This window comes from Acidovorax sp. NCPPB 3576 (assembly GCF_028473605.1).
GTDB lineage: Bacteria > Pseudomonadota > Gammaproteobacteria > Burkholderiales > Burkholderiaceae_C > Paracidovorax.
This window is the reverse complement of record NZ_CP097267.1, coordinates 984,779-998,687: the sequence shown is the minus strand read 5'-3', so window position 1 is coordinate 998,687 and position 13,909 is coordinate 984,779. Positions and strand designations below refer to the sequence as shown.

The window sequence follows — 13,909 nt, the reverse complement described above, 5'->3', positions numbered from 1 at the left end:
ATTCAAATGGCGAACGATTTCCTTTTCACCTCCGAATCCGTCTCGGAAGGCCACCCTGACAAGGTCGCCGACCAGATTTCCGACGCGATTCTGGACGCGATCTTCAAGCAGGACCCCCGCAGCCGCGTGGCGGCCGAGACCCTCACCAACACCGGGCTCGTGGTGCTGGCGGGCGAGATCACTACCAACGCGCATGTGGATTACATCCAGATCGCGCGCGACACCATCAAGCGCATCGGCTACGACAACACCGACTACGGCATTGACTACAAGGGTTGCGCGGTGCTGGTGGCCTACGACAAGCAGAGCAACGACATCGCCCAGGGCGTGGACCAGGCCAGCGACGACCACCTGAACACCGGCGCCGGCGACCAGGGCCTGATGTTCGGCTACGCCTGCGACGAGACGCCCGAGCTGATGCCCGCGCCTATCTACTACGCCCACCGCCTGGTCGAGCGCCAGGCCCAGCTGCGCAAGGACGGGCGCCTGCCCTTCCTGCGGCCCGACGCCAAGAGCCAGGTCACGATGCGCTACGTGGACGGCAAGCCCCACAGCATCGACACCGTGGTGCTGTCCACCCAGCACCACCCCGACCAGAGCGAGACGTCCACCAAGATGAAGGCCAGCTTCACCGAAGCCGTCATCGAGGAAATCATCAAGCCCGTGCTGCCCAGCGAGTGGCTCCAGGACACCAAGTACCTCATCAACCCCACCGGCCGCTTCGTCATCGGCGGCCCGCAAGGCGACTGCGGCCTGACCGGCCGCAAGATCATCGTGGACACCTACGGCGGTGCCTGCCCCCATGGCGGCGGCGCGTTCAGCGGCAAGGACCCAACCAAGGTGGACCGCTCGGCCGCCTACGCCGCGCGCTACGTGGCCAAGAACATCGTCGCCGCAGGCCTGGCGCGCCAGTGCCAGATCCAGGTGGCCTATGCCATCGGCGTGGCCCGCCCCATGAACGTGACGGTGTACACCGAAGGCACGGGCGTGATTCCGGACGACCAGATCGCCAAGCTGGTGCAGGAACACTTCGACCTGCGCCCCAAGGGCATCATCCAGATGCTCGATCTGCTGCGCCCCATCTACGAAAAGACCGCCGCCTACGGCCACTTCGGCCGCGAAGAGCCCGAGTTCACCTGGGAAAAGACGGACAAGGCAGCAGCACTGCGGGCTGCTGCGGGGCGGTAAGCCCGCCGCGCGATCCGCGTGGTTTGGCAGCGCTTTCGGCGACGGCTCATATCGCGCAGCGATGTGAAGGCCCGCAGGGCCGGCCATAGCCAAAAGACGGACAAGGCAGCAGCACTGCGGGCTGCCGCGGGGCGGTAAGCCCGCCGCGCGGACAGCGCGGTTCCCGGCCGTCATGCAGGCTCGTGTTGCAAAGCGATATGAGCCTGCCGGTAGAGCAACAGCGGCCGCACGGCAACTGCTTCGGATGCGCGCACCGCCCACGCGCGCAACCCCGTATGGTCCCGGCATTCCGGAGGCCGACCATGCAGATCACACCGCAATTCCACAAGCCGCCCCGCGCGACCGCGGCTGCGGAGCCTTACGCGCCGCAAGAAGCCGTGCGCTACGAACCGAGCGTTGACGGGACTTCGATACCGGCCTTCGAAAAATCGGGGCGTGGCAAGCAGCTCATGACGCAGTACCGGGCAGGCATCGGCAAACTGAAAACCTTTCTCGAACAACATCCCTCCTCCAAATCCCAGCAGTCCATCGAGGCGCTGGACACCTTCAAAAGCCGGGTGGAAGGTGGCGTGGCCGGGCACTATTCCACGCAGATATCGCGCCTCTACGGCGAAGGCAAGGCCTCGCTGGACACGCTGTGCACGGCGGTGGCGGACCACACGATCCCGCTTTCGACACGCATGGAAATCATCGAGAACCTGGCGTCAGGACTTCTGGTGTGTTCCGAAGGCACCACGACCAACCTGATCATGGCCGCCCAGGACCTGAACCTGGCCAAAGGCTTGCACACCCACGCCAAAAGGGTCTGGGAAGACATGCTGAACCAGGCGCTGCGTGATTTCAGTCAGTCCAAACACAAGGGATTGGAAAACTACGCAGGCAACGAAATCCATTATGTGAACGGCTACCGCAATTTTCTGGCGGAGCAGTTCGGTGTCACGGAACGCAGCGACAGCTTCGTCGATGTGCGCACCGTCAGCGCCCATGCTCAGGAAGCCGCGGCGTTCGTGCAGGCCCGCGTAAACCCGGTCGAGTTGGTTCGACAGTTGGCCGACGAATGCCTGAGCGAGGTGAAGGAGCGTTTCAGGCAACACCTGGGCCGGCCGCTGACGCTGGAAACAGCGGCCCAATTGCACAATGAGTACAGCGACTCCATGGAAGCCGGATTGCAAGGGCGATTCGGCTCGATTCCTGCCTGGGTCGTCATCTCGGAGCACGAGCCCACCGGCGATGAAGACGCGCCCTATTCCGTTCTCGAGCATCCCGCACTGCTCATGCGCGTCATCGCAAAGAACATGAAGGAACAGGGGCTGCTCGATAAAGAGAAGTTCGAGGTCGTCGATACCGCATTGACGGCCGAGGGCAACCGCAGGATCAAGCGCATCGCCGACGGAGATTTCTACGTCAAGGAGATGGACAAGGCCGGCGGAGTCGGCTACCGCGGCATGCGGCTGTCCGACCTTTCTCCTGCCGTGGAGTGGCCGTCCGCGCTGCTCATGAGCGCCCTCACCGCGACCAAGGACCCCGAGGAGTTGCGCAACCTCGATCCCGCCAAGGTCTGGAACATGGTCCGCCACGGCACGCCTGCGGCGCAATTGCATTGGCAAGCCGCTCTGATGCATCCGGCATTGAAGCGCTACCGGGAAGCCTCTGCGGAAGCGGAATTCTTTCTGCTGAACCAGGCTGCGGAGGAAGTGGACAAGCTCCCGGAACGGGCACGGCCCAACGCCGTGGCGCAAAGCCTCATGGCCGGCGATCTGGCGCTGGCCAGCTTGCTGGTGGTTTTGCCCATGCCATCGTCATGGAAAGACCAGAATCAAAACACCCTGCTCCACCACGCCGTCGCTGCGGGAGCCGATTCGGTCGTGACCCTGCTCGCGTCCGCTGCGGCACTGCAAACGGTCAATGCCCGGGGGGACACGCCCTTGATGCACGCAGCCCGCTATGGCCAAACCGCCATGGTCAACAAGCTGCTGGGAGCCAATGCTTCGATCGATACCCGCAACAAGAATGGAGAAACCGCCCTGTACCTTGCAGTCCAGGCGGGCGACGTGGCCTCCGTGGGCATCCTGGTGCAGGCGTCCCTCAAGGGGCCCAAGAACCGCGGCATGCTGGACCAGAAATCCAGAACCGGCAGAACGCCCCTCATGGTGGCCGCCGCCGCCGGCAACGAAACCCTCTTGCAAATGTTGCACAAAGCCGGGGCACGCGTGGATGTGGCGAGCGACGAGGGCAGGACAGCGCTGCACGAGGCTGCCCGCCAAGGCCGCATGGGAACGGCACGGCTGCTGCTGCAGGCGGGCGCCAAACCCAACGCCTACACGGGATTCATGCACGGCGGCGTGACACCGCTGATGGATGCCCTCGACAACGGCCACTACGAATTGGCCGCCATGCTGGCGAGCCGCAGCCATTTGAACCAGCGCGACTGGCGCGGGGAATGCGCGCTCATGCGGGCCGTGGGGCAACAGAATGCCCGCGCGGCAAAGCCGCTGATAAATGCCAAGGCGAACGTTGATCGCGACGCTCCGGATGGAACCACGCCGCTGATGCGAGCGGCGGAAACAGGCAACGTCGCGATCATGTCCCTGCTGCTGCAAGCGGGCGCGCAGGCCGATCGCAGAACCGAGATTCGATATTCCGCCCTCTTCGCAGCCGTAAAGAATGGCCACGCACCCGCCGTGGAGCTGCTTTTGGGCGCGAAGGTGGATTCGACATCGACCGATAGAGACGGTCTGACGCCCTTCATGCTTGCGGCCCGCAATGGGCATGCCGAGGTCATGGAGACCTTGCTGAAGAAAGAAGCCGCCGGCGACGTGAAAGCCACCCAGTTCTACGGCGAAAACGCCACCATGCTGGCGGCATCGAACGGCCATGCCAACGTGATCGCGCTGCTGCTGCGCCACGGTCTTGCGGGCAACCTGGAAAGCTGGTCAGGCGAATCCTCCGAGACGGCCCTGACCCAGGCAGCGGCCAACGGACATGCGGACGTGGTGAAACTGCTGTTGGACGCGGGCGCGCACGGCAGCCTGGCGCGAGCCGAACGGTTGGCGAAATCGAAGGGCCACCCCAAGGTATTGCATCTGCTGGTCGAAGCCCGGAACGCCAATAAAAAAGCCAGCCAGTCGGCCCCCGGCACGAGCAAAAGCACAAGCGCCTGAGCCGCAAACGGCCGCCACGTGCCGCGGGTCACCCATCGCCAGTACGGCCAATTGCGGCCATGGCTTGACCTGCGCAGCTGCTGAACGGGTGCGACGGGCAGAAGAAGTCCTTTGCCGCCCTGCGCCGTCTGCGCCGTCTTGCCTGCGCACCTTTCCTACAGCCGCAGCCCCGCTCTGCTGACGCCCGTGCCGCGGCCGCGCTGAAATGATCGCTCCATACCTCATCCCACCGGAGTTCTCACCATGTTGAAATACGCCATCGTCTTCGCCATCATTTCCCTCATCGCCGGCGCGCTGGGGTTCACCGGGGTCGCCGCAGGCGCTGCGGGCATCGCCAAGATCCTGTTCTTCATCTTCCTGGTCATCGCCGTCGTGTTCGTGGTGCTGGCCGTCCTGGGCATCGGCGCTGCGCGCAAGGCCATCAAGTAAGGCGGGCACCGCGCATGAACATCTTCGAAGCCCTGCGCGAGAGCCACGAGCGGCAGCGCGACATGGTCCGCCAGGTGGAGGCCACCAGCGGCGACACCCCGGAGCGTCACGAGCGGTTCACCGAACTCAAGCGCGAGTTGGCCGCCCATGAGCTGGCCGAGGACCGCCACTTCTATCGCCCGCTGATGGAACACGATGCCGGCATCGACCTGTCGCGCCACGCCATTGCGGAACACCACGCGCTCGACGAACTGGTCGAAGACCTGGAGGCCGCCGACCCGGGCAGCTCCGCCTGGCTGGCGGTGGCCAGGAAGCTGGGCGAGAAGGTGCGCCACCATCTGGAGGAAGAGGAACACCGCTTCTTTCAGATGGCCGGCAAGCTGCTCACCGAAAAGCAGAAGACCGAACTGGCCCAGCAATACTTGAAGACCTACGACGAAGCCAAGGCAGTCGCGGCCTGACGCATTTGCGGTTCATTTCCCCCAAAGCCCCGCAAGGGGCTTTTTTCCGTTCAAAGCGCGCGCGGCGACAGCGCCAGTGCCTTGCGGAACGCGGGCCGCAGGCGGTACATCTGCGCGGGCCGGTGGGCGCCGCCTTGCACCATGCCAGGAGCGGGTTCGAGCATGTCCAGCTCGTCCATCTTGCGGCGAAAGCTGACCTTGTTGAGCGGCTCGCCCAGCACCGCCTCGTACACGGCCTGCAGTTGCGGCAGCGTGAACAACTCGCCACACAGGTGCACGGGCAGCGAGGAATACAGGCTCTTGTTGCGCACGCGCGCCAGCGCCGCATCCACCATGGCGCGGTGGTCGAACGGCAACGGCTGCAAGGCATCGACCGGCACGAGCTTCACGCCCTGCCGCGGCGGCAGGCCTTGCAGCGCTTCACCAGGGACGAGCGCGCAATAGGCCACCGCCAGCGACCAGCCCCGCGGGTCGCGCGCCAGGCCCGAGAACGTGGCGAGCTGCTCCAGGTAAGGGCTTTGCAGCCCGGCCTTCTCGCGCAGCACGCGTGCGGCGCTGGCCTGGGCATCGGCATCGTCCTGCGCGTGGATGTAGCCCCCCGGCAAAGCCCACGCGCCGGCATAAGGGGCCTTGTCGCGGCGCACGAGCAGCACGTGCAGCGCGCCGCCCTGCAGCGTGAGCAGCACGGTATCCACGGTGCAGATGACGGTGGTCGAGGCGGCAGAGGACATCGATGGGATAGTTATGTGCAGGATCGGACGAACGAGCCTACCACTCGCGCAATGCAGATGCCACCCATCAGGCCGCATCGACCGGCCTTTCATTTTCTGACAATGCCTTTCAATCCACTTAGTTGCAAAGTCAAACTAACAGGAATAGACTGCATCCATCGCACCGAGGACCTTGCTCCATGACCCGCTCCATGAACCGCCCCTTGACGACCCAGCTGCTGGTGATCGACCCCCAGAACGATTTCTGCGACCTGCCCCCCGATTGGCAGCCGTCGCACCCGCTCACCGGACAATCCGTTGCACCCGCCTTGCCCGTGCCCGGCGCGCATGCCGACATGCAGCGCCTGGCGGCCTTCATCCGCCGCCATGGCGAAGCGCTGGAGGCCATCACCGTCACGCTCGATTCGCACCAGCGCTACGACGTGGCGCACCCCCCGTTCTGGCGCCAGGGCGACGGCGGCGAGGTCGGCCCGTTCACCCCCATCACCGCAGCGCAGGTGCGCGCCGGCGCGTTCGCCCCGCGCGATGCGGCGGCGCTGCCCCGCGTGCTGGCCTACCTGGACGCGCTGGAATCGCAAAGCCGCTACACGCTGATGGTGTGGCCCGTGCACTGCGAGATCGGTGGCTGGGGCCACGGCGTGCACGCCGACGTGCTGGCGGCCTGCGGCGCGTGGCAGGCGCAGCGCCAGCGCGCGGTGCAGAACGTGTTCAAGGGCACCAACCCCTGGACCGAACACTACAGCGCCATCGAGGCCGAGGTGCCCGATGCCGACGACCCCGCCACGGCACTCAACACGCGGCTGCTCCACGCGCTCGGGGCGGCGGACCGCCTCATCGTCGCGGGCGAGGCCGGCAGCCACTGCGTGCGCGCCACCACCGAGCACATCGTGCAGCACCTGCCCCGCCTGCAGCCGGGCTGGCGGGCCGACCGTCTCGTGCTGCTGACCGACTGCATGTCGCCCGTGAGCGGGTTCGAGGCGCAGCAGCAGGACTTTCTCGGTGCGATGCGGGCCCAGGGGGCGCACCTGGCTCGCAGCGATGAAATCAGCCTCTAGCGCATGTTCGCTCCCGGCATTCACTCCTAAAAACATAGCAATCGCCATGCAACCCGTCATCACCAGCCTGCTCGATACCGACCTGTACAAGTTCACGATGTGGCAGGCACTGCTGCACAGCCACCCGCAGACGCAGGCCGAATACCGCTTCGTGTGCCGCAACCGGCCGGACTATCCGCTGGCCGATCTGCTGGGCGAGGTGAATACGGCGCTCGACGCGCTGTGCACGCTGCGGTTCTCTCCCGGCGAGCTGGATTACCTGGCGGGCCTGCGCTTCATCAAAAGCGACTTCGTGGACTTCCTGCGCCTGTTCCAGTTCCAGCGCGCGTTCATCGAGGCGCGGGCCGAGGGGGGCGATCTGCACATCGTGGCGCGCGGCCCGCAGGTGCACGTGATGGGCTTCGAGATCTTCGTGCTGGCGATCGTGAACGAGCTGTATTTCCGACGCTTCGACCCGGCCACGGCGCTGGCCGAGGGCCGCCGCCGGCTGGCGGACAAGATCGCGCACGTGCAGGCGCTCTCGGGCGAGCCCGAGCGCACGCACCCGTTCGAGATGTTCGATTTCGGGCTGCGCCGGCGCTACAGCGGCGCGTGGCAGCGCGAGGTGGTGCAGGCCTTCGCACAGCAGGCGCCGCAGTGGTTCAAGGGCACTTCCAACGTGATGCTGGCGCGCGACCTGAACCTGGTGCCCATCGGCACCATGGCGCACGAGTATTTGCAGACCTACCAGGCCCTGGGCGTGCGGCTGCGCGACTTTCAAAAAGCCGCGCTGGAGGACTGGGTGCAGGAGTACCGGGGCGACCTGGGGATCGCGCTGACCGACACGGTGGGCATGGACGCCTTCCTGGCCGACTTCGACCTGTACTTCGCCAAGCTGTTCGACGGCCTGCGCCACGATTCGGGCGATCCGGTGGCCTGGGGCGAGAAGGCGCTGGCGCACTATGCCCGCCTGCGCATCGATGCGCACACCAAGCGGCTGGTGTTCTCGGACGGGCTGAACGTGGACAAGGCGCTGTCGCTGCACCGCCATTTCAGCGACCGGGTGCAACTGGGCTTCGGCATCGGCACGCAACTGACCAACGACATGGGCGTGGCGCCGCTCAACATCGTGATGAAGATCACCCACGCCAACGGCCAGCCGGTGGCCAAGCTCTCGGACAGCCCGGGCAAGACGCTGTGCGACGACGAGACCTACCTGGCGTACCTGCGGCAGGTGTTCAACGTGCGGCCCGAATAACCCCACCGCACTCCACGCACGGCACCGCACCGCGGGCCCATCGACGCAAACCCCCAAGGAAACCACCCATGCTCCGCATCACCCTGGCCCAGCTCAATCTCACCGTGGGCGACATCGAAGGCAACGTCGAACGCATGATCGCCGCCGCGCAGCAGGCCGCCGCCGCCCAGTCCGACTTGGTGGTGTTCTCCGAGCTGTCGCTGTGCGGCTACTACCCCGGCGACCTGCTGGAGGAGCCCGCCTTTCTCGAACGGCTGGACGCGGGCCTGGCCCGGCTGTGCCAGGCGTCGGCCGGCCTGCCCGCGCTGCACTGGGTGGTCGGCATGCCGGTGCGCACGCCGGGGCCGGGCAAGCGGCTGCTGAACGCGCTGCGGGTGCTGCGGGCGGGCGAGGTGCGGCTGTCGTATGCCAAGCAGCTGCTGCCCACCTACAACGTCTTCGACGAGCGCCGGCATTTCGAGCCCGGCCCGGATGTGGCCAAGGTGCTGCGCATCGGCACCTCGCAGGTGGGGTTCATCGTGTGCGAGGACGGCTGGAACGACGGCGGAGCCGACTACCAGACCAACCCCTTCCAGCGCATGGCCGATGCCGCGCCCGACCTGGTGGTGAGCATCAACGCCAGCCCCAGCCACATCGGCAAGCGCGAACTGCGCCACCAGGTGTTCGGCGATGCGGCGCGGCGGCACGGCCTGCCCATCGTCTATGTGAACCAGGTCGGCGGACACGACCAGCTGGTTTATGACGGCGCCTCCTTCGCGGTCGAGCCCGAGGACGGCGTGGTGTTCGAATCGCGCCGCTTCGAGGAGGACGTCTCCACCGTGCAACTGCTGGACAACGGCCACTTCGCCCGGCTGGACGGCACCGACCTGCCGCCCGTGCCGCGAGAGGGCCTGCCCACCATGGCGTTCTACCGCCAGCAGATCGTACTGGGCCTGCGGGACTACGCGCGCCGCTGCGGGTTCACGCAGGCGGTGGTGGGCAGCTCGGGCGGCATCGACAGCGCACTCACGCTGGCGCTGGCGGCCGAGGCGCTGGGGCAGGAGAACGTCGTGGGCATCACCATGCCCTCGCGGTTTTCGTCGAGCGGCTCGGTGGACGATTCGGTGCAGCTGTGCCGCAACCTGGGCGTGGTGCTGCACACCCACCCCATCGCGGACCTGGTGGCGGGCTTTTCCGCGCAGTTCGAGACCAGCTTCGGGCAGCCGCTGCGCGGGCTACCGCTGGAGAACGTGCAGGCGCGCATCCGCGGCACGACGCTGATGGAGTATTCGAACGCCTTCGGCCACCTGCTGCTCACCACCGGCAACAAGTCGGAACTCTCGGTGGGCTACTGCACGCTGTACGGCGACACCAACGGCGGCCTGGGCCTGCTGGGCGATCTGTACAAGACCGAGGTGTTCGAGCTGTCGCGCCACGTGAACGAGAACGCGGGGCGCGAGATCATTCCCCAGGCCATCATCGACAAGGCGCCCTCGGCCGAGCTCGCCCCGGGCCAGAAGGACGACGACAGCCTGCCGCCCTACCCGGTGCTGGACGAGATCCTCAAGCTGCTCATCGAGGGCGATGGCCTGTCGCGCGCGGAGTACGCCACCGCGCAGGCCTTCGCGCGCCAGCTGCAGGCCAGCGCGGACGGCCGGGCCCTGGCGCACCGCGTGCGCATGCTGGTGGCGCGCAGCGAATACAAGCGGCGCCAGGCCCCGCCCATCGTGCGCTTGCGGGCCAAGGCCTTCGGCACCGGGCGGCAGATGCCGATTGCCGCACGGTATGTGTGAGGCCGTGGCCTGCGCCCCAGAAGGCTTTGCATCAAATTGGCCTCCAGCGCAATCAACACTAGGGCATATCGCTATTATTTTTGTAGCAAATTAATGAATCGACCGCACTGCCGCCGAAGCAGGGCGGCCGGCGCATTCGCCCTGCCCGCCGCCCGCACCGGCCATGCCGGCTACATTCCCAGCAGCCCCGATGGCGCCGCTCACGGCGCGGGGCGCCCAACCGGAACACACATGTACGACACCGCCATCTACATCGGCCGCTTCGAGCCCGTCCACAACGGCCACCTGGCCCTTTTGCAGCGCGCGCTGGACAGCGCCAAAAACGTGATCGTGGTCATGGGCTCGGCCTGGCAGGCCCGCTCGCCCAAGAACCCGTTCACCTGGGCCGAGCGCGAAGCCATGCTGCGCAATGCCCTGCCCGAGGCCGACCGGGCCCGGCTGACCGTGCTGCCCGTGCGCGACCACTACAACGAGGCCCTGTGGGTGGCCGCAGTGCTGCGCGCCGTGTCCACGCACGTGCTGCCCGATGCGCGCATCGGCCTGGTGGGCCATTTCAAGGACGCGACCAGCAGCTACCTGGACGCCTTCCCCGGCTGGTCGCTGATCCCCATGGACCGGCAGGGCAGCATCGATGCCACCGCCATCCGCGACGCGTACTTCGGCGCGGCGCCCCAGGGCGTGCTGACGGCGCTCGGCGCCCTGGCCGACCAGATGCCGGCCAGCACGCTCGAATTCCTGGACGTGTTCGCCCAGCAGCCGCACTACGCGGCCCTGCAGGAAGAATGGCGCGTGCTGCGCAGCTACCGCGAGTCGTGGGCGCAGGCGCCGTACCCGCCGGTGTTCGTGACGGTGGACGCGGTACTGCGCTGCCAGGACCACGTGCTGGTCATCCGCCGCGCGCACGCCCCGGGCAAGGGCCAGCTGGCCATGCCCGGCGGTTTCATCGAGCAGCGCGAAACGCTGTGGCAGTCATGCCTGCGCGAGCTGGCCGAAGAAACGCATTGCGACGTGGCCGATGCCACCCTGCGCCGCGCGCTGCGCGCCACCGCCGTCTTCGACCACCCGGACCGCAGCCAGCGCGGGCGCACCATCACGCACGCCCACTACTTCGACCTGGGCGATGCGCCCTTCCCCGCCGTGCAGGCCGACGACGACGCCATGCAGGTGCAGTGGATACCGATCGCGGCACTGGCGGCGATGGAAGAGGCTTTTTTCGAAGACCACTTCCACATGCTGGACCACTTCCTGAACCTGACCGGCGACCAAAGCGCCGGCTAGGCGCTGGCCCGGCGCAAGCGATCGGGTCGGACGCAAGACGCAGCACGCCCCCGCAAACTGCGGCTGCGCACCGCGCATTACCCGTGGCGGAGGCCGCCCAGGGCGAAGGTCACTGGCTCAGCTGGGCCGCCGTCGCCGCATCGAGTCGGCCGGTGACGGGCAGGCCGCGCTCTTTCTGGAAGGCCCGCAGGGCGGCTGCCGTCTTCGCGCCCATGGCGCCGTCGGGCGTGCCGGTGTCGTGGCCCAGCGCGTTCAGCTTGGCCTGCGCATCGCGCAGCGACAGGCCTGCGGTGGCCGAAGGCGCAGGTTGCGCGCGCGGCGCCGAGGTCTGTGACGGCGCAGCGCCGCCGTCCACCCCCAGGCGCCCGCCGCCGCCCAGGCCCTGGCCCTTGACCGACTGGGCCTTGTAGCTGCGCAGGGAGCGCACCATCTGGTTGAAGGCGTCCATGAAGGCCGCGGCGATCACCTTGCCCTCGGCCGTGTTGCTGTAGCCCCCCAGGCGGGCGCCGCCCGAGCCCCCGAACAGCTGGCCCATGGCGCCGAAGTCGGTCTTGGAGGCGCTGCCCTCGGAGGCCGCCACCTGCACGCCGGAGCGGTGGTCGATGAGGGTGAGCAATGCGCTCGCTTCCTTGGTGTTCAAGCTGCCGCCCAGCGCGGCCAGCAGGCCGCCCGCGCGTCCGCCCACCAGGCCGCCCAGCGATGCGGAGGCCCCGCCGGCGTTGTCGTTGTTGAACACGATTTCCGGCGACAGGCCGTAGTCGGAGGCGACCATCTGGCCCTTGCCGAAGTTGCTGCCGCCGCGCATTTCGCCCGATTGCATGATGGCGCGCTCGCGGTCCATGGCCGTCATGCCTGCCGCGCCGCGCTCGATCACGACGAAGCAGTTGGATTGCTGCACCAAGAGGCGCAACAGGTTGGCCGTGGGCGGCAGGCGGTATTCGTTGCGCAGGATGGTGTACCAGCCGGCCTGCTGGTTCTCGATCAGCGAGACGGTGCCCAGCGGCGAATCGCAGCGTTCCAGCTCGCTGCTGGCGCCCTGGGTGGCACCGCCGGCCGCGCTGCCCGTGGCGACGGTCTTGGCATCGGGGCTGCCCATTCGCATGTTGGTGGTCTCGCAGCCGGCCAGCGCCAGGGTGGCGGCCACCGCAGCGGCCAGGAGAGAGGTGCGGGAGGCGCAGAAGGCAGGGGCTGCGCGGCCGGCGCGCAGGGTCGGTGTCGTCATGGGAGGCATCGCTTCAAGCAAAGCAGTGAACGTTATGCGCCTTGGAGACGGGCCACAACCCTACCGTGGGAGGGTTGCTGTAACACTGCGGCGGGCCGCCCGCGAGGTCTGGAGGGTCAGGTGCCGGCGCGCTCCAGCATGGCGTGCAGCAGCACGTTGCAGCCGGCCGTGATGTGCTCGGGCTGGGCGTCTTCGATCTCGTTGTGGCTGATGCCGTCCTTGCACGGGATGAACACCATGCCCGCGGGCGCCAGGCGCGCCATGTACACCGCGTCGTGCCCCGCCCCCGACACGGCCGGCATGTGGCTGTAGCCCAGGCTGGCGGCCGCGCGGCCCACCGCGTCCACGCAGTCGGGGTGGAACACCTGCGCGGGGTAGCTGGACACCAGGTCGATCTGGATCGGCAGGCCGGTGTCGGCGCTGAGGCGGGCGGCCAAGTCGCGAATGTCGCGGTCCATGCTTTCGCAATCGGCGTCGGTGGCGTTGCGCAGGTCGATGCTGAACTTGACCTGGCCGGGAATCACGTTGCGGCTGTTGGGGTGCACCTGCACCATGCCCACCGTGCCGCGACCGTGCGGCGGGTGGCGGTGCGCGCAGGCCACCACCTCCTGCATGAGGCGCGTGGCGACCTGCAGCGCATCCTTGCGAAGGGCCATGGGCGTGGGGCCGGCGTGGGCCTCCATGCCGGTCACGGTGCAGTCGTACCAGCGGATGCCGAGTACGCCGGTCACCACGCCGATGGTCTTGTCATGGTCCTCCAGCACCGGGCCCTGCTCGATGTGGGTCTCGAAATACGCGCCGATGGGGTGGTCGCCGGGCACCTGATCGCCCACGTAGCCGATGCGCTCGAGCTCGCCCTTGACCGTCTTGCCCTCGGTATCGGTGGCGGCGTAGGCATGCTCCAGGGTGAAGGCCTTGGCGAACACGCCCGAGCCCATCATCACGGGCACGAAGCGCGAGCCCTCCTCGTTGGTCCAGAAGGCCACCTCGATCGGCGCCTCGGTCTCGATGCCGTGTTCGTTCAGGGTGCGCACCACCTCGATGCCGGCCAGCACGCCGTAGTTGCCGTCGAACTTGCCGCCCGTGGGCTGGGTGTCGATGTGGCTGCCGGTCATGATGGGCGGCAAGCGGTTGTTGCGCCCCGGGCGGCGCATGAAGCCGTTGCCGATCTGGTCGATGGTGACCGTCATGCCCGCCTCGCGCGCCCAGCGGGTGACGAGGTCGCGGCCCTGCTTGTCCAGGTCGGTGAGGGTCAGGCGGCAGACGCCGCCCTTGGGCGTGGCGCCGATCTGCGCCAGTTCCATGAGCGAATCCCACAGGCGCTCGCCGTTGACGCGCAGATGGCTGATGTCGGGTCGGGTGGTCGTGTCCATGG

11 protein-coding genes are annotated in these 13,909 nt (G+C 67.4%); 8 read left to right on the top strand and 3 right to left on the bottom strand.

Annotated features, from left to right (window positions below):
• Positions 1 to 6 precede the first annotated feature (6 nt).
• The 4 genes from metK (at position 7) to M5C98_RS04680 (ending at position 5,239) form a co-directional block, all read left to right on the top strand.
• Positions 7 to 1,188 (top strand): methionine adenosyltransferase, encoded by a 1,182-nt coding sequence (gene metK / locus M5C98_RS04695; protein ID WP_272551283.1) that lies wholly within the window; start codon positions 7 to 9, stop codon positions 1,186 to 1,188.
• Between the two features lie 302 nt (positions 1,189 to 1,490).
• The gene (locus M5C98_RS04690) at positions 1,491 to 4,349 is read left to right on the top strand and encodes an ankyrin repeat domain-containing protein (protein ID WP_272551282.1); all 2,859 of its coding nucleotides are present in this window, start codon (positions 1,491 to 1,493) and stop codon (positions 4,347 to 4,349) included.
• 243 nt (positions 4,350 to 4,592) lie between these two features.
• Positions 4,593 to 4,778, top strand: a complete 186-nt coding sequence (locus M5C98_RS04685; protein ID WP_272551280.1) for a DUF1328 family protein — start codon at positions 4,593 to 4,595, stop codon at positions 4,776 to 4,778.
• Positions 4,779 to 4,792: 14 nt separating this feature from the next.
• The gene (locus M5C98_RS04680) at positions 4,793 to 5,239 is read left to right on the top strand and encodes a hemerythrin domain-containing protein (RefSeq protein WP_272551279.1); all 447 of its coding nucleotides are present in this window, start codon (positions 4,793 to 4,795) and stop codon (positions 5,237 to 5,239) included.
• A gap of 50 nt (positions 5,240 to 5,289) precedes the next feature.
• Here M5C98_RS04680 and M5C98_RS04675 read toward each other — a convergent pair whose 3' ends face one another.
• On the bottom strand, positions 5,290 to 5,970 hold the full coding sequence (locus tag M5C98_RS04675; RefSeq protein ID WP_272551277.1) for an NUDIX hydrolase: 681 nt from the start codon (positions 5,968 to 5,970) through the stop codon (positions 5,290 to 5,292).
• Between the two features lie 179 nt (positions 5,971 to 6,149).
• Between M5C98_RS04675 and M5C98_RS04670 the strand changes: the two genes are divergently transcribed.
• The 4 genes from M5C98_RS04670 (at position 6,150) to M5C98_RS04655 (ending at position 11,312) form a co-directional block, all read left to right on the top strand.
• Entirely contained in the window at positions 6,150 to 7,025 is an 876-nt protein-coding gene (locus tag M5C98_RS04670; RefSeq protein ID WP_272551275.1) for a cysteine hydrolase, read from the top strand.
• 46 nt (positions 7,026 to 7,071) lie between these two features.
• Positions 7,072 to 8,262, top strand: coding sequence for a nicotinate phosphoribosyltransferase (gene pncB / locus M5C98_RS04665; protein ID WP_272551273.1), 1,191 nt, complete (start codon positions 7,072 to 7,074; stop codon positions 8,260 to 8,262).
• A gap of 68 nt (positions 8,263 to 8,330) precedes the next feature.
• Positions 8,331 to 10,034, top strand: a complete 1,704-nt coding sequence (locus M5C98_RS04660; protein ID WP_272551271.1) for an NAD+ synthase — start codon at positions 8,331 to 8,333, stop codon at positions 10,032 to 10,034.
• Positions 10,035 to 10,265: 231 nt separating this feature from the next.
• Positions 10,266 to 11,312 carry a bifunctional nicotinamide-nucleotide adenylyltransferase/Nudix hydroxylase gene (locus M5C98_RS04655; RefSeq protein WP_272551270.1) on the top strand — a complete coding sequence of 349 codons (1,047 nt, stop codon included), beginning with the start codon at positions 10,266 to 10,268 and terminating at the stop codon, positions 11,310 to 11,312.
• 109 nt (positions 11,313 to 11,421) lie between these two features.
• Here M5C98_RS04655 and M5C98_RS04650 read toward each other — a convergent pair whose 3' ends face one another.
• Complete coding sequence (locus tag M5C98_RS04650; protein WP_442867230.1) at positions 11,422 to 12,534, bottom strand: peptidoglycan-binding protein; 1,113 nt, start codon at positions 12,532 to 12,534, stop codon at positions 11,422 to 11,424.
• A gap of 116 nt (positions 12,535 to 12,650) precedes the next feature.
• Positions 12,651 to 13,907, bottom strand: a complete 1,257-nt coding sequence (locus M5C98_RS04645) for a Zn-dependent hydrolase (RefSeq protein WP_272551268.1) — start codon at positions 13,905 to 13,907, stop codon at positions 12,651 to 12,653.
• Between the last annotated feature and the right edge of the window lie 2 nt (positions 13,908 to 13,909).

Excerpts from the sequence above, each read along its gene's own strand:
- metK (WP_272551283.1), top strand. The coding sequence starts at position 7 with ATGGCGAACGATTTCCTTTTCACCTCCGAATCCGTCTCGGAAGGCCAC.
- M5C98_RS04655 (WP_272551270.1), top strand. The coding sequence starts at position 10,266 with ATGTACGACACCGCCATCTACATCGGCCGCTTCGAGCCCGTCCACAAC.
- M5C98_RS04690 (WP_272551282.1), top strand. The coding sequence starts at position 1,491 with ATGCAGATCACACCGCAATTCCACAAGCCGCCCCGCGCGACCGCGGCT.
- M5C98_RS04670 (WP_272551275.1), top strand. The coding sequence starts at position 6,150 with ATGACCCGCTCCATGAACCGCCCCTTGACGACCCAGCTGCTGGTGATC.
- M5C98_RS04685 (WP_272551280.1), top strand. The coding sequence starts at position 4,593 with ATGTTGAAATACGCCATCGTCTTCGCCATCATTTCCCTCATCGCCGGC.
- M5C98_RS04680 (WP_272551279.1), top strand. The coding sequence starts at position 4,793 with ATGAACATCTTCGAAGCCCTGCGCGAGAGCCACGAGCGGCAGCGCGAC.
- pncB (WP_272551273.1), top strand. The coding sequence starts at position 7,072 with ATGCAACCCGTCATCACCAGCCTGCTCGATACCGACCTGTACAAGTTC.
- M5C98_RS04660 (WP_272551271.1), top strand. The coding sequence starts at position 8,331 with ATGCTCCGCATCACCCTGGCCCAGCTCAATCTCACCGTGGGCGACATC.
- M5C98_RS04645 (WP_272551268.1), bottom strand. The coding sequence starts at position 13,907 with ATGGACACGACCACCCGACCCGACATCAGCCATCTGCGCGTCAACGGC.
- M5C98_RS04650 (WP_442867230.1), bottom strand. The coding sequence starts at position 12,534 with ATGACGACACCGACCCTGCGCGCCGGCCGCGCAGCCCCTGCCTTCTGC.
- M5C98_RS04675 (WP_272551277.1), bottom strand. The coding sequence starts at position 5,970 with ATGTCCTCTGCCGCCTCGACCACCGTCATCTGCACCGTGGATACCGTG.